This is a genomic window from Arthrobacter sp. UYEF36 (assembly GCF_040547025.1).
Classification (GTDB): Bacteria; Actinomycetota; Actinomycetes; order Actinomycetales; family Micrococcaceae; genus Arthrobacter.
Genome location: NZ_JBEPOX010000002.1, coordinates 365,603 through 380,760 on the forward strand (window position 1 = coordinate 365,603; position 15,158 = coordinate 380,760).

The 15,158-nt window shown below is 67.4% G+C and carries 11 protein-coding genes; 5 read left to right on the forward strand and 6 right to left on the reverse strand.

All coding sequences use genetic code 11. The features are described from left to right. The first annotated feature begins 35 nt into the window (after positions 1–35). Complete coding sequence (locus ABIB29_RS05705; RefSeq protein WP_354170845.1) at positions 36–623, forward strand: class I SAM-dependent DNA methyltransferase; 588 nt, start codon at positions 36–38, stop codon at positions 621–623. A gap of 80 nt (positions 624–703) precedes the next feature. Here the strand turns inward: ABIB29_RS05705 and ABIB29_RS05710 are convergent, their stop codons facing one another. Together ABIB29_RS05710 and aspS are read right to left on the reverse strand one after the other, a co-directional pair. Then, positions 704–1,483, reverse strand: a complete 780-nt coding sequence (locus ABIB29_RS05710; protein ID WP_354170847.1) for a GNAT family N-acetyltransferase — start codon at positions 1,481–1,483, stop codon at positions 704–706. A 116-nt stretch (positions 1,484–1,599) separates the two neighbouring features. Continuing rightward, the gene (gene aspS, locus ABIB29_RS05715) at positions 1,600–3,381 is read right to left on the reverse strand and encodes an aspartate--tRNA ligase (protein WP_354170849.1); all 1,782 of its coding nucleotides are present in this window, start codon (positions 3,379–3,381) and stop codon (positions 1,600–1,602) included. Between the two features lie 107 nt (positions 3,382–3,488). Here aspS and ABIB29_RS05720 point away from each other — a divergent pair, with 107 nt between their 5' ends. Further along, positions 3,489–4,805, forward strand: coding sequence for an APC family permease (locus tag ABIB29_RS05720; protein ID WP_354170850.1), 1,317 nt, complete (start codon positions 3,489–3,491; stop codon positions 4,803–4,805). Here ABIB29_RS05720 and hisS read toward each other — a convergent pair. Next, a complete protein-coding gene (hisS, locus tag ABIB29_RS05725; RefSeq protein ID WP_354170852.1) occupies positions 4,802–6,160 on the reverse strand; it encodes a histidine--tRNA ligase in 1,359 nt (452 codons plus the stop codon). The two genes, ABIB29_RS05720 and hisS, sit on opposite strands and share 4 nt — an antisense overlap. Positions 6,161–6,419: 259 nt before the next feature. On the opposite strand from hisS, the gene ABIB29_RS05730 reads away from it, so the two are divergent. The 3 genes from ABIB29_RS05730 to ABIB29_RS05740 all read left to right on the forward strand — a co-directional run bounded on the left by ABIB29_RS05730 (position 6,420) and on the right by ABIB29_RS05740 (position 9,711). Beyond that, positions 6,420–7,220, forward strand: a complete 801-nt coding sequence (locus tag ABIB29_RS05730) for a peptidylprolyl isomerase (RefSeq protein WP_354170854.1) — start codon at positions 6,420–6,422, stop codon at positions 7,218–7,220. A 61-nt stretch (positions 7,221–7,281) separates the two neighbouring features. Continuing rightward, positions 7,282–8,991 carry a DUF349 domain-containing protein gene (locus ABIB29_RS05735; protein WP_354170856.1) on the forward strand — a complete coding sequence of 570 codons (1,710 nt, stop codon included), beginning with the start codon at positions 7,282–7,284 and terminating at the stop codon, positions 8,989–8,991. 180 nt (positions 8,992–9,171) lie between these two features. Continuing rightward, a complete protein-coding gene (locus ABIB29_RS05740) occupies positions 9,172–9,711 on the forward strand; it encodes a hypothetical protein (protein WP_354170858.1) in 540 nt (179 codons plus the stop codon). 28 nt (positions 9,712–9,739) lie between these two features. Here the strand turns inward: ABIB29_RS05740 and ABIB29_RS05745 are convergent, their stop codons facing one another. The 3 genes from ABIB29_RS05745 to secD all read right to left on the reverse strand — a co-directional run bounded on the left by ABIB29_RS05745 (position 9,740) and on the right by secD (position 15,095). Beyond that, the gene (locus ABIB29_RS05745) at positions 9,740–12,133 is read right to left on the reverse strand and encodes a RelA/SpoT family protein (protein ID WP_502915554.1); all 2,394 of its coding nucleotides are present in this window, start codon (positions 12,131–12,133) and stop codon (positions 9,740–9,742) included. Between the two features lie 172 nt (positions 12,134–12,305). Further along, a complete protein-coding gene (gene secF, locus ABIB29_RS05750) occupies positions 12,306–13,328 on the reverse strand; it encodes a protein translocase subunit SecF (RefSeq protein ID WP_354170862.1) in 1,023 nt (340 codons plus the stop codon). Continuing rightward, a complete protein-coding gene (gene secD, locus ABIB29_RS05755) occupies positions 13,329–15,095 on the reverse strand; it encodes a protein translocase subunit SecD (RefSeq protein WP_354170864.1) in 1,767 nt (588 codons plus the stop codon). Between the last annotated feature and the right edge of the window lie 63 nt (positions 15,096–15,158).

Sequence of the window (15,158 nt, forward strand, 5' to 3'; positions counted from 1 at the left end):
CTGCGTACGACACGGTGGCGGAAAGCTACGCGAGCTTGCTGCCCGACGCCAGCTTCGAAGCACCGACGGACCGCGGCATGATCGAAGCGTTCGTCCAACATGTGTTCGAGGGGACTGCCCGTCCGGTGGTCGACGCCGGCTGCGGAACCGGCCGCATGACCCGGTTGCTGGCGTCTCTGGGGGTGGCCGTTTCCGGGATTGATTTGTCCGCCGGAATGATTGCCGTGGCGCGGGGAACCTCTCCGGAGCTCTCTTTTGAGGTCGCCGATCTGTCGGAACTTCCGTACGCGGACATGCAGCTCGGCGGAGTCTTTGCCTGGTATTCGATGATCCATTCGCTGCCCGGGGATCTTCCCCGGATTTTCTCTGAATTCTTCCGCGTTCTGGCGCCCGGGGGCCATGCACTGCTCAGCTTCCAGGTCGGAGAGGGCCATCGGCATCTCTCACGCGCCTACGGGCACGACGTGTCGATGGAGTCCCATCTGTTCACACCGGAGGTCATCGCCGGACTCCTGGCCGGCGCCGGCTTCATCGTGATCGCCCAGCTGACGCGCCAGGCACGTCCGCACGAAACGACGCCGCAGGCAGTCCTTCTCGCTCACCGGCCGGCCAACGAGGACTAGTCCCGGCGGGATGTCCGGTCGTCGGTGCGAAACTGCCGTGGCCGGCTCGGTGTCGGCCCTGGCGTTCGGTGCCGCCCGTTTCAGCAGCCGGTCAGGTGCCGCTTCGGCCGTTCCTGCCGGTAAAGGTACCGGCCGGCTGCCTGGAAACCGGCGCGGGCGTAGAGTTCCCGGGCTCCGGCATTGGAAGCCATCACGAGCAGCCAGTAGCTGCTCAGGCCCCGGGCGTGCCCTTCGCGCAGCAGGGCCTGCAGGATCCGGCCGGCATAACCGCGCCGCCTCGCGTCCGGGCGGGTCGCCATGCAGTACATCCCGCCCGTCCCGCCCGGCGGAAGAGCAAGGCGCCCGACGGCGGCGGGCCGGCCGTCGTCGTCCCGCACGAGGGCGTACAGCGAGGGGCAGCGTTCGAGGATCCCGCGGGCGACGGCGAGGGCAGTCCCGTCACCGCGGCCGTCCACGCTCCACCACAGCCGCAGCCACTCCGGGGAGGGCTCGACGGAGATTTCCACTCCGCTGTCACGAGCCGGCGAGTCCGTCCCACCGTCCCGGACCAGCACGAGAGTCTCGGACTGGCGGGTGAACCCTTCCTGGTCCAGTACGGCGTTGAGCGGCGCGTAGCGCGGGTCCTCGAAGACCTGGAAGATCAGCGGCAGCCTGCGGTTCCGGTACCAGAGGCGTGCCTCCCGGAGCGCGGCGAGCAGCCCATGGGCGTCGACCCCGGGGTCGCCGGGCCAGACGGAGTTTGCGCGCTGCGTCACGCCGGAGGCAGCGCGGAGCACCCAGCCGCCGGATTGCTCCCGCTCGGCGGCTGGCCACGCTGCATCCATCAGCTCCTCAAGCCCGGTCATCGGCTTTGTTTCCATGGGGCCCTTTCCGTCCGGCACAACGTCCAGCCTTCCCGCGGGGATTCCAGTACAGCAGATGCGACAGCAAAGGCTCCCCGGTTTCCCGGAGAGCCTTTGCCGCTGATCAGGTCAGCCTACTTGGTGCCGTCCGCCTTCTTGGCTTCCGGTTTGAAGTCCACGCCGGCCTCCTTGCGCTGCTGCGCCGTGATCGGGGCCGGAGCCTGGGTCAGCGGGTCGAAGCCGCCGCCGGACTTCGGGAAGGCGATGACGTCGCGGATGGACTCCACTCCGGCCAGCAGCGCGACCACACGGTCCCAGCCGAACGCGATGCCGCCGTGGGGAGGCGCGCCGAACTTGAAACCCTCGAGCAGGAAGCCGAACTTGGTCTGCGCATCCGCCTTGTCCAGGCCCATCAGCTCGAAGACCCGTTCCTGCACCTCGCTCTGGTGGATACGGATGGAGCCGCCGCCGATTTCGTTGCCGTTGCAGACGATGTCGTAGGCGTAGGACAGCGCGGATTCGGGATCCTTGTCGAAGCTGTCCATGAACTCGGGCTTGGGCGAGGTGAACGCGTGGTGCACGGCGGTCCACTGCCCGGCGCCGACGGCGACGTCACCGGACGCGACGGCCGCTGCGGCCGGTTCGAACATCGGGGCGTCGACGACCCAGCAGAAGGCCCAGTCGCTCGGGTTGATGAGCCCGGTGCGGTGGCCGATCTCCACGCGGGCGGCGCCCAGCAGGGCGCGGGACGGTGACTTGTCCCCGGCGGCGAAGAAGATGCAGTCGCCCGGCTTGGCGCCAACGGCCTCGGCCAGTCCGGCGCGCTCGGTGTCGGTCAGGTTCTTGGCCACGGGACCGGCGAGCTCGCCGTCTTCCTTGTACAGGACATAGGCCAGGCCCTTCGCGCCGCGCTGCTTGGCCCATTCCTGCCAGGCATCGAGCGCACGGCGGGCCTGGGAGGCCCCGCCCGGCATCACGACGGCACCGACGTAGGGTGCCTTGAAGACCCCGAAGTTGGTGTCCTTGAAGAACTCGGTCAGCTCGGTGAGTTCCAGTCCGAAGCGCAGGTCCGGCTTGTCCGAACCGTAGCGCGCCATCGCATCGTGGTAGGTGATGCGCTGGATCGGCGTCGGGATCTCTACGTCGATCAGCTTCCACAGTGCCTTGACGATGCTTTCGCCGAGCCGGATGATGTCGTCCTGCTCGACGAAGCTGGCTTCGATGTCGAGCTGGGTGAACTCCGGCTGGCGGTCCGCGCGGAAGTCCTCATCGCGGTAGCAACGGGCGATCTGGTAGTACTTTTCGAAGCCGCCGACCTGCAGGAGCTGCTTGAACAGCTGCGGGGACTGCGGCAGCGCGTACCAGGAACCCGGTGCCAGGCGCGCGGGGACCACGAAGTCGCGGGCACCTTCCGGCGTCGAACGCGTCAGCGTCGGGGTTTCGATCTCGACGTAGCCGTCCTGGTGGAGCAGTTCGCGGGCCACGCGGTTGGCTTCGGAGCGCAGGCGCATGTTGCGGGCGGGGCCGGGGCGGCGCAGGTCCAGGTAGCGGTGCTTGAGGCGGGCTTCCTCGCCGACTTCGACGTGCTCGTCGATCTGGAACGGCAACGGCTCGGAGGTGTTGAGGATGGTGACCTTCTCGGCCATGACCTCGATCTCGCCGGTTGCCAGCGCCGGGTTCTCGTTGCCCTCGGGGCGCCGGGAGACGGTGCCGGTGACCTGCAGCACGTACTCGTTGCGCAGCCCGTGGAAGACTTCCTCTTCACGGACGACCACCTGGGACACCCCCGAAGCGTCGCGCAGGTCCACGAAGGCGACACCACCGTGATCACGACGCCGGCCGACCCAGCCGGCGAGGGTTACGGTTTGTCCAATGTGCTCGGAGCGAAGGGATCCGAGGTCATGTGTGCGCAGCACAGCACGCCTTTCTGAAGAAGACAGAGGGAAATCAGAACTCATGTTCAATAGGATCGCTACTGGAACGATCCCGTTCGAGTTTACCCGCTGGAAAGGCCCCTCCCGCCATGGCAAGCCGCCATCAGAACACGCCCTCCCCTGACCCGCACACACCCGGGCAGCTGCAGCGCCGCCTCGGTGTTCTGGATTCGACCGCGATCGGGCTCGGCTCCATGCTGGGCGCCGGCGTGTTTGTGGTCTTCGCGCCCGCCGCAGCCCTGGCCGGTCCCCTGCTGGCCGTCGCGGTGGCCCTGGCCGGTCTGATCGCGTACTGCAACGCGGTGGCCTCGGCCCAGCTGGCCGCCCAGTACCCCTCCAGCGGCGGCACCTATGTTTACGGACGGAACCGGCTGGGCGAATGGCCGGGCTTCATCGCCGGCTGGGGCTTCGTGACCGGAAAAACCGCCTCCTGCGCGGCGATGGCCCTCACGTTCGGCCACTATGTGGCGCCGGAATACGCGACGCCGCTGGCGGTGGCCGCCGTCGTGGTGCTGACCGGCGTGAACCTGCTCGGGATCACCCGGACCGCGCTGCTGACCCGGATCCTGTTGGGCGTGGTCCTCGCCACCCTGGCGTTCGTGGCGGCCGCCGCGATTCTGGGGCCGCATCCTGCATCCGACGGCGACGGCAGTGTTGCCGGTGTCGCCGGTGCCGCGGCGGGCGGCTGGGGTGTGCTGCCCGCGGCCGGGCTGATGTTCTTTGCCTTCGCGGGTTACGCGCGGATCGCGACGCTGGGCGAAGAGGTCAAGGACCCCACCCGCACCATTCCGCGGGCCATTCTCGCGGCGCTGGCCGCGGCCTTCGTCATCTATCTCGGGCTGGCGTTGCTGCTGCAGTGGCATCTGCCGGCGGAGCAGCTGGCCGGGTCGACGGCGCCGCTGCTCGACGCCGTCACCAGCTCGCAGCTCAGCGCGGGGGCCCCGTTCGTGCAGGCGGGCGCGGCGGCCGCGTGCCTCGGCGCGCTGCTGGCACTGATCACGGGAGTGGGCCGGACCGCGATGGCAATGGCGCGCGAACGTGACCTGCCGTCCCCGCTGGCCCGGGTGGCCGGCGCGCACACGGTGCCGTTCCTCGCCGAACTGACCGTCGCGGCCGCCGTCGTCGTGCTGCTTCTGAGCACCAACGTGCTGACCGTTGTGGGCTTCTCCAGCTTCGGCGTGCTGGTCTACTACTCGGTGACGAATGCCGCCGCCTTCACCTTGGCCGCGCGTCCCTGGCATGCCCCGCGCTGGCTCAACGCGCTGGGCTTCCTCGGCTGCCTGCTGCTGGCCGTCACCCTGCCGCCCGCCTCGGTGCTGGGCATGGCGGCGGTGCTGGCCGTCGGCGCGGCCGGGCGCTTCCTGGTGCTGCGGCGCCGGCTGCGGCGCCGCAGAGCCGCCGCCTAGGCTTTCAGGACCCGGACGTGCAGGTCCTCCGCGGCCGGAGCCCAGGTGGCCGGATCGGCGTCGACCTGCTCGCCGGAGCGGATGTCCTTGATCTGGTGCTTGCCGTCGTCGTCGGTGAACCAGACGAAGGGGATGCCGCGGCGGTCCGCGAATTTGATCTGCTTGCCGAACTTCTCGGCCTTGGCCGCCACCTCGGTGGCGATCCCGCGGCTGCGCAGCTCCGCGGCGACGTCCTGCGCGGCGCCCCAGCTGTCATCGCTGTTGAGCGCCACCAGCACGGCGGTCGGCACGGACCGGGTTGCCTTGGCGAGTTCCTGGCTGAGGATCCGGGAGACCAGCCGGGTCACGCCGATGGAAAGGCCGACGCCGGGGAACTTGCGGTTCCCCTTGCTGGCGAGGGCGTCGTAGCGTCCGCCGGAGCAGATCGATCCGAGCTGTTCGTGGCCGACCAGGACGGTTTCCACGACGGTGCCGGTGTAGTAGTCCAGGCCGCGGGCGATGCTGAGGTCGGCGACGACCTTGCCGGGCGCGCGCTGGACGGCAGCGGCGATGACCTGCTCCAGTTCGGTCAGGCCCTCCTCGAGCAGTTCGTTGCTGACGCCGAGGGCGCGGACCTGCTCGACGAAGGAGGTGTCCCCGGTGCGGATCGAGGCCAGTTTGAGGGCGGACTGGGCCTGCTCGTCGGTGGCTCCGAGCTCGGACTTCAGCAGGTCGGCCACCTTGGCCGGGCCGATCTTCTCGAGCTTGTCGATGCTGCGCAGCACGCCGGCGGTGTCGGTGAGTCCAATGCCGTTGTAGAACCCCTCGGCCAGCTTCCGGTTGTTGATCCGGAGCAGGAAAGCCGGGATCGGCAGGGCACTCAGGGCCTCGGCGATGACCAGTGCAATCTCGACGTCGTAGCGGAACGGCAGTTCGCCGTCGCCCACAATGTCGATGTCGGCCTGGGTGAACTCGCGGGCACGGCCTTCCTGTGGACGCTCCCCGCGCCAGACTTTCTGGATCTGGTAGCGGCGGAACGGGAAGGCGAGGTATCCGGCGTTCTCGACGACGTACCGGGCGAACGGCACGGTGAGGTCGAAGTGCAGGGCCAGGGCGTGCGGATCGCCCTTGGGTGACTTGGCGGCGCCTGTGGCGCTGTCGTCGTCGTCGTCCTGGAGCCGGCTCAGTCCGTAGACCTCTTTGTCGATCTCGCCCTTGCGCAGGAGCTGCCCGACCGTTTCCACCGCGCGGGTTTCAATGGAGGAAAAACCGTGGAGTTCGAAGACCCTGCGCAGCGTGTCCAGCACATGCAGCTCCACCAGCCGCTCTTCGGGAAGCCACTCGGGGAATCCGGACAGGGAGGCGGTGCGTGCCATGGTGGATTTTCTCCTCAGGTAAAACCGGCCGGAGTCTCCTGCGCCGCGTTGCGGCCTCAACGGGCCGTCCGAAACGGGGATCAGATGGGCGGCAGACAGGCCGGTCATGCATAAACTGTGTGCGGCAGTCAGTTTATGCGTTCCGCGCCCGCAACTTCTAATGCGGCCGGATCCGCCCCCGGCTGCCGGCAGCTTTACCGCTGAACACGCGACGGCGCCCACGCGCTGCCCGGTTTCGGCCCGACACCCAGGAGGACTTTTGGCGGCCAGTTCACGGAGCGCCCGCGATGCCAAGCGGCGCGTCCAGCAAATGGAGGCGAAGCGCGAGCTGCGCAAGGAGCAGGACAAACGCCGCAAGCGCGACAATGTCCTGGCCGTTGGCGCAGGCACAGCCGCGGTCGTCGTTGCTCTGGTGCTGCAGCTGACCGTTTTCTCCTCCAATCCCACCGAGGACGAATACGCCGCAGCCCAGGCCGGGCTGACCACTCCCTCGGCCGCACCGTCGGCCTCCCCCAGCAACGCCGACAACATCCCGAAGCCTGAAACGGCCGCCGGCCAGACCTTCACCGGGGAACTCAAGCTCAACAGCGGCTCGCTCGGCGTGGAAGTGGACGGCACCAACGCGCCCCAGGCAGCCGCCGTCTTCAAGTCCCTCGCGGACCAGAACTTCTACGCCGGGCTCAACTGCCACCGGCTGACCACGGCCGAGACGTTCGGCGTGCTGCAGTGCGGTTCCAAGGCCGGCGACGGCAGCAGCGATCCGAGTTTTGCCTGGGGCCCGCTGGAGAACACCCCGCAGGACAACAGCTACCCGGCCGGAACCATCGCCGTCGCCAGGAGCGGCGGGAACGCCTACGGGAACGGCACGCAGTTCTTCATCGTGTACAAGGACACCGTCATCCCGGCCGACGCCGCGGGTGGCTACACCGTGCTGGGGAAGGTGACCTCGGGACTGGAGGTGGTGGCCAATATTGCGGCCGCCGGACTAAAACCGGGTGATAACGCCTCAGACGGCGCCCCTGCGGAACCAGTCACGATAGACTCGTTCTCTCTGAAGTAACCAGCCGTTGCCCTTGCGGCCCCGGCCCCGGTATTTCCCTCCAAGCGAAAGACTTCTAGCGGTGACAGACAGTCAGAAATCCGACGAAACAGTGTCAGCAGCAGCTGCCAACGAGACCGAAGCTGAGGCCGGGTTCGTAGAACACGGCACAGAGCACAGCACAGCACAAGCGACAGACGCTCCCAACAGCACGGAGCCGGAGACGGCCCCCGGGCCCGAGGTTGAAGCCCCTGCGGCCGAGGACGCACCTGTGGCTGCTGAGGCGCCCGCCGCGGAAGCTGCCGAAACTCCTGAAGCTCCTGCCGCCGAAGAAGCTCCTGCCGCCGAAGAAGCTCCTGCCGCCGAAGCTGCGCCGGAGGCCCCGGAGGCCCCGGCCGCCGCTGAGGCCGCCGGCACTCCTGAGGCTCCCGCCGCGCCGCGTCCCGCGCCGTCACCGGCAGCGTTCGCCGCCCGGCCAAAGGCGAAGCCCTCCCCGGCGGCTCCGGCAGCCGCCCCGGCCACCGTGTCCTCTGCCGCTTCGCTCGCCGAAGCCGCACGCTGGGGCCGTGTCGAGGGCGACGGCCACGTGTTCCTGACTGTCGACGGCGAGGAACATCCCGTTGGCCAGTACCCCGGCGTCAGCGATGACGAGGCCCTGGGCTACTTCGCCCGGAAGTATGACGACGTCGTGGCGCAGATTGTCCTGCTGGAACAGCGCGTGAGCTCCAAGGCACCCGCCACGGACATGCAGAAAACCGTCACCCACCTGCGCGAGCAGCTGGCCGAACGCAACATGGTGGGCGACCTTCGCTCCGCCGAGGCCCGCCTGGACACTCTTGCCACGCAGATCTCCGAGCTTGAAAAGGCCGAAAAGGCCGAACACGACGCCGTCCGTGCCGCCGAGCTCGCCGCCCGCGAGGCGATTGTGGCCGAGGCTGAAGAGATCGCGGGCCACGATCCGGCCCAGATCCAGTGGAAGACCTCCAGCGCCCGGATGAACGAACTGTTCGAGAGCTGGAAGACTGCGCAGAAGAGCGGTGTGCGGCTCGGACGCAGCAACGAGGATGCCCTCTGGAAGCGCTTCCGTGCCGCACGTACCGTCTTTGACCGGCACCGCCGCGCGTACTTCTCCCAGCTGGACAGCACCAACTCGGCAGCCAAGGCCGCCAAGGAGAAGCTGATCACCGAGGCAGAGGCCCTGTCGACCTCGACCGACTGGGGCTTTGCCGCCGGTGAATACCGCCGGCTGATGGACCAGTGGAAGGCATCGCCGCGCGCCAGCCGCAAGGACGACGACGCGCTCTGGGCCCGGTTCCGTGCCGCCCAGGATGTCTTCTTCACCCACCGCCAGGCAGCCAACGACGAGATCGACCAGGAATACGGCGCCAACCTGGTGGTCAAGGAGGCCCTGCTCGTCGAAGCCAATGAGCTGCTTCCGATCAAGGACCTCGCCGCCACCAAGAAGGCGCTCCAGTCCATCCGTGACCGCTGGGAAGAAGCCGGCAAGGTTCCCCGCGCCGACATGGGGCGCGTCGAAGCCGGACTGCGAAAGGTCGAAGACGCCGTCCGCCATGCCGAGGATGAGAACTGGAAGCGCTCCAACCCGGAGACGAAGGCTCGCACCAACAGCGCGCTCACGCAGCTGGAGTCGGCCATCGCCGGGCTCAGGGATGACCTGGCCAAGGCCGAGAAGGCCGGCGACGATCGTAAGATCAAGGCCGCCAAGGAAGCCCTCGAGGCCCGTGAGGCCTGGCTGGAGCAGCTAGAGAAGTCAGCGAGCGAGCTCTCCTAGCAGCAAGCAGCCCGGCACCCGGCTTTGAGCAGGTTGCAGCAGGCCCCGCACCGGTTATCCACATGACCGGGTCGGGGCCTGTTTGCTGGGCCGGGGAGCCGACAGGATGGCTGAATGGTCATTCTTCACGGCCCTCCATCGCCTGACCCACCGCCATCCGAGCTGTACTCTCCGGGGGCATTGTTCTCCTGGCCCGAGCTTCAGGCGATGGCGTCCGACGGCGTGCTGACGCAGCTTTACCAGCGCGGCTATCTGCCGCCGGGCACACGGCCCACTCCGCAGCTCCGGGCCCGCGCGGCGTCCGTCCTCATTAGTCCTGGCATACGCCAGCGGGTCGTCGCGGGCAGGATGACGGCGGCCTGGATCTACGGCTGCTCCCCTGAACCGGACCGGCTCGCCTTGCTGGTGGATGCCAACCGACGGATTTCCAGTCTGCGGTCCACCCGGGGCTGCACTTTCCATGAGGTGCGCCTGGGCCCGTTCGACGTCGTGAGCCTGGGCGGACTGATGGTCTCCAGCCCGCTGCGGACCTCGGTGGACATCGCCTTGCATGTCGAACCCGGGCGCGCCGTGCCGGCCCTGCAGGCGCTCCTGGCCACGCCCGAGCTGGGGTTACGGCTGCGGCTGCTTGTACACGCCATTGAAGCCACCCCCAGGATGCCGTACAGGAAGGCAGCCCTGTCAAAGCTCGAAGCGTTGCAGGCCGGCCCGGCGCCCTAGCGTCAGACCAGAGGCAGTTCGACCAGCCTCAGCTACGCCGCCGGTTGCCGGTGGTGCGGTAGACGTCGAAGACGCCGTCGATGCGGCGGACGGCGCTCAGGACGTGGCTCAGGTACTTGGGGTCGCCCATCTCGAAGGCGAACTTGGAGATGGCCACCCGGTCAGTGGACGTATGCACGCTGGCCGCCAGGATGTTGACGTGGTTCTCTGACAGGATTCTGGTCACATCCGAGAGCAGCGACTTGCGGTCGAGGGCTTCGACCTGGATTTCGACCAGGAAGACGCTTGACTGCGTGGGAGCCCACTCGACCTCGACGATCCGGTCGGGTTGCTCCAGGAGGCCGCTGACGTTGGTGCAGTCCGTCCGGTGCACGGAGACGCCGGAGCCGCGGGTGACGAAGCCCAGGATCGGGTCCGGCGGTACCGGCGTGCAGCAGCGGGCGAGTTTGACCCAGATGTCGTCCACCCCGCGTACCACGACGCCCGAATCGGAGTACCGGGTCTTGCTGACCTGGGTGGGAATGGAAATCTCGGTGAGGTCGTCCTCGGGCGAGTCATTGCCGCCGAGGCTCTCCACCAGCCGTTCCATGACGGACTGGGCGGAGGTGTGCCCGTCACCCACGCCTGCGTAGAGCCCGGAAATGTCGACGTATTTGAAGTCCTCGGCGATCGCGGCGAGGGCGTCGTGCGTCATCAGGCGCTGCAGCGGGAGGTTCTGCTTGCGCATGGCCTTGGTCAGCAGTTCCTTGCCACGGTCGATCGACTCTTCCCGGCGTTCCTTGCTGAACCACTGCCTGATCTTGTTGCGGGCCCGGGCGCTCTTGACGAAGTGCTGCCAGTCCTGGCTGGGCCCGGCACCTTCGGCCTTGGAGGTGAAGATTTCCACCCAGTCGCCGTGGTTCAGTTCACTGTTGAGCGGGACCAGTTTGCCGTTGACGCGGGCGCCGATGGTCCGGTGTCCCACCTCGGTGTGGACGGCGTAGGCGAAGTCCACGGGCGTGGAGCCGGCGGGCAGCGCCATGACCTCGCCCTTGGGGGTGAAGACGAAGACTTCGCGGGCGTTGATTTCAAAACGCAGCGAGTCCAGGAACTCACCGGGGTCGGAGGTTTCCTGCTGCCAGTCCACGAGCGACCGGAGCCAGCCCATGTCGCCGTCGCGCGGGCTTCCGGGCCCTTCGGCCGCCCGGTTCGGCTGGTCCTTGTACTTCCAGTGCGCGGCGACACCGTATTCGGCGCGGCGGTGCATCTCGTGGGTGCGGATCTGGATCTCCACGGGTTTGCCGCCCGGGCCGATCACCGTGGTGTGCAGCGACTGGTACATGTTGAACTTGGGCATCGCGATGTAGTCCTTGAACCGCCCGGGCAGGGGGTTCCAGCGCGAATGCATGGCACCGAGGGCCGCGTAACAGTCCCGGACGGAGTCGACCAGGACGCGGACGCCCATCAGGTCGTTGATGTCGTCGAAGTCCTTGTCCCGGACGATCATCTTCTGGTAGATCGAGTAGTAGTGCTTCGGCCGGCCCGTGATGGTGGCCTTGATCTTGGCCTCGCGCAGGTCCTCGGTGATCTGGTTCCGGATGACGGAGAGGTTCTTCTCCCGCTCGGGGGTCCGGTCCCCCACCATGCGCACGATCTCCTCGTAGACCTTGGGGTAGAGGGCCGCAAAGGAAAGGTCTTCCAGTTCCCACTTGATCGTGTTCATGCCGAGCCGGTGCGCCAGCGGGGCGAAGATTTCCAGCGTTTCCCGGGCCTTGCGGGCCGAGGACTCGGCCGAGACGAAACGCCAGGTCCTGGCGTTGTGCAGCCGGTCCGCCAGCTTGATCATCAGGACGCGGATGTCCTTGGCCATGGCCACGACCATCTTGCGCACGGTCTCGGACTGCGCTGCCTCGCCAAAGCTGACCTTGTCCAGCTTGGTGACACCGTCGACCAGCATGGCTACTTCCGGCCCGAACTCGGCCTTCAGGTCCTCCAGCGTGTACGAGGTGTCCTCGACGGTGTCGTGCAGGAGCGCCGCCGCCAGCGTGGTCCCGCTGAGGCCCAGCTCCGCCAGGATGGTCGCCACTGCCACGGGGTGGGTGATGTAGGGATCGCCGCTCTTGCGCTTCTGTCCACGGTGGCAGCGCTCCGCCACGACGAAGGCGCGCTGGATGAGGTCGAAGTCCTCTTTGGGATTGTTGGCGCGCACGGTGCGCAGCAGCGGCTCGAGAATGGGGGAATAGGAAGGGGCGCCGCGCCCGGTCAGGCGGGCAAGCCGGGAACGGGTGCGTTCACGCCGTCCGGGGAACGTGGGGCGTGCACCCGAGCTGTCCACGGGGACCAGCGGATCGGCGCGTCCGGCAGCCACCACACCAGTCTGAGAACCCTGGCCTGGAGCCTTATCCGCCGGCGCTGATGGCACCGACGTCGCACGTTCTTCCAATGGAGCACCTCTCCGAACCCGTTAATTCTTCCAGTCTATTCCCGCAGCAGGATACTTCGATAACCGGCGGCGAAACGGCGACGGGCCGGAGAGCGTCACGAATGACGTTCTCCGGCCCGTCGGGGCCCTCCGGAAGACCCCGGTGGTGACCGGTCCGGCAGGACCGTGCCCGCTACGCGGTGGCCGGCTCCGCCGGGGAGTCGGTCTTGGCGGCGGCGTGGGCGCGGCGATGGTGGACGCGCTCGGCCTGCTTGACCAGTTCCGGTTCGCCCTGGCGCAGCCAGGCGTAGAGCGGCGCGGCGATGAAAATCGTGGCCGCCGTGCCGATCAGGATCCCGACAAACAGTGCCAGCGAGAGGTCCCGCAGCGTTCCGGCGCCAAGTAGTCCGGCGCCGATGAAGAGGATGGCGCCGACCGGCAGGATTGCCACCATCATGGTGTTGATGGAGCGGACCAGGGTCTGGTTGACGGCCAGGTTGACTTCCTCGCCGAAGGTCCGGCGGGTGGAGGCCTGCAGGTCCGCGGTATTCTCACGGATCTTGTCGAAGACCACCACCGTGTCGTACAGCGAGTAGCTCAGCACGGTCAGGAAGCCGATGATGGCCGACGGCGTGACTTCGAAATCGCTCAGTGCGTAGACGCCGGCGGTGATGAACATCGTCACGAGCATGCCCGCGATGGCCGAAAGAGACATCTTCCAGGTCCGGAAGTACAGCGCCATCAGCACGGCGGCGAGTCCGACGAAGATCGCCAGGCCCAGCAGGGCCTGCTTGGTGACGTCAGCACCCCACGTGGGGCCGATGAAAGTGGATGTCACCTCGTTGTCGGTTACGCCGTAGACCTCGGTGAGGCCCGCCTTGATCTGGAGCGTCTCATCTTCCGTGAGTTTGTCCGTCTGGATCCGCATCGTGTTGCCGGCGACGTTCGCCACCCGGGGGACGCTGCCCGGGACAACGTCCTCCACAGCCTTCTCGCCGATGGCTGCATCGGTGGTTTTTACGTTGGAGACGGTGAATTCCGACCCGCCGCGGAATTCGATGCCGAGGTTGAAGCCACCCTTGACGACCGGCAGGAGGATCGACAGCGCCACGAGGACGCCCGCGATCAGGAACCAGATCTTCTTGGATCCCACGAAGTCGTAGGAACGTTTGCCCGTGTAGAGCTCATTGCCGAAATTGGCGAAACTGGTGGCCATTTAGTTGCCCTCCTTGGACGTGCTCTTGGAGGAGCCAGCAAGCTGTTCCTGTCGTTCCGCGAGGCGTCGTTCTGCAATGGTCATCCGGCGTTCGGCCTCAGCCGTGGCGCCGGTGTTCTTGGCACGGACCGCGGCAACTGCGGCCGGCTTGTCCGCGGGGGTGCGGAACCGGCCCGCGCCACGGTACAAGGGAACGGCGCCGAGGCTCTTCGGGTCCAGCCCGGAGAGCGGATGGCCTTCACCGAAGAACTTGGTGCGGGCCAGCAGCTGCAGGGTCGGGTGGGTGAACATGAAGACCACGATGAGGTCGGCGATGGCCGTCAGGCCGAGCGTGAACGCGAAGCCGCGGACGTTGCCCACTGCCACGAAGTACAGCACGAGGGCGGCCAGCAGGTTGACGGCCTTCGATGCCAGGACGGTGCGCTTGGCGCGCTTCCAGCCGTTCTCGACGGCCGAGACGAGGCCGCGGCCCTCACGGAGCTCATCGCGGATACGTTCAAAGTAGACGATAAACGAGTCCGCGGTCTGGCCGATGGCCACGATGATGCCCGCGACGCCGGCCAGGGACAACCGGTAGTTCTCGGTCCAGCCGAGGATCGCGATGGCCAGGTACGTCAGCGCGCCGGCCACCACGAGGGAGGCGACGGTGACCAGGCCCAGTGCCCGGTACTGGATCAGCGAGTAAACCACCACCAGCAGCAGGCCGATCAGGCCGGCGAGCATACCCATCCGGAGCTGCTCACCACCAAGGGTGGCCGAAATCTGCTGTTCGCTCTGGATCTCGAAGCTGATCGGCAGGGCACCGAAGCGGAGCTGGTCGGAGAGGGCCTTCGCGGACTCCTCGGTGAAGCCGCCGGTGATCTGCGGACGGCCATCGGTGATGACGGCGAGGGACCGCGGAGCGGAAATGACCTGGTCGTCAAGGACGATCGCGAACTGGGACTTCGGATCCGAGCCGCTCTGGCCGCCGCCGGCGATGTAGAACTGGTACAGCCGCTCGGTGACTTCCTTGAACTTGGCGGTGCCCTCGTCGTTGAACTGGATGTTGACAGCCCACTCGTTGGTCACGGCGCCCTGGGCACCGCGCTGCAACTGGAAGGAGGAACCCGCAATGTCTGCGCCCTTGACCTCAACCGGGCCAAGGATGTACTTGATCGCCGGCGAGTTGGCGGAGGCCGGTTCGCAGGTGACCAGCGGCTGGGTCGGGTCGGAGCGTTCCTGCTTGTCCTGCGAGGGGTTGTCACAGTCGAGCGTCTCGAACTTCTTGTAAATTTCGGGAGTGACCCAGTTCACGTCGCTGCCGTTGGTGGGCTCAGCGGTGGGCTGGGGCAGCTGCTCGTCCGGGGTCAGTGACTCCGCGGGGACGGCTGCGCCCGGTCCGGCCTGGAGGACGGGCCGGAAGTTCATGTCGGCGGATGCCTGGATCAGGGCCCGGGTTTCCTTGGACGGTGTGCCCGGCAGGCTGACAACGACGTTGCGTCCGGACTGCGTGCTGATTTCAGCTTCCGCGACACCCGAGCCGTCCACGCGCTGACGGATGATCGCCACGGCCTGGTTGAGCTGTTCTTCGTTGATGTCCGAACCGCCCTCAACCTTGGGCGCCAGGATCATCTGGGTGCCGCCTTCAAGGTCCAGGGCGAGCTTGGGAGCCCAGCTCGCCTGGCCGGCCATGGTGCCGCCTGCCAGGACGGCGGTCAGGACGGCGAGGATAACCCCGAGCCAGACCAGCACCCTGAGGGCTGAGTTATTGGGGCCAGTTCGTGCCATTGTCGATCTTTCTATTATTTACGGAGGAAACCGCCGGGCGGCCCGGTCGGGCCGCTCCGGCGG

Coding starts and splice junctions, on each gene's coding strand:
- ABIB29_RS05710 (WP_354170847.1), bottom strand. CDS start 1,483: ATGGAAACAAAGCCGATGACCGGGCTTGAGGAGCTGATGGATGCAGCG.
- ABIB29_RS05720 (WP_354170850.1), top strand. CDS start 3,489: ATGGCAAGCCGCCATCAGAACACGCCCTCCCCTGACCCGCACACACCC.
- hisS (WP_354170852.1), bottom strand. CDS start 6,160: ATGGCACGCACCGCCTCCCTGTCCGGATTCCCCGAGTGGCTTCCCGAA.
- secF (WP_354170862.1), bottom strand. CDS start 13,328: ATGGCCACCAGTTTCGCCAATTTCGGCAATGAGCTCTACACGGGCAAA.
- secD (WP_354170864.1), bottom strand. CDS start 15,095: ATGGCACGAACTGGCCCCAATAACTCAGCCCTCAGGGTGCTGGTCTGG.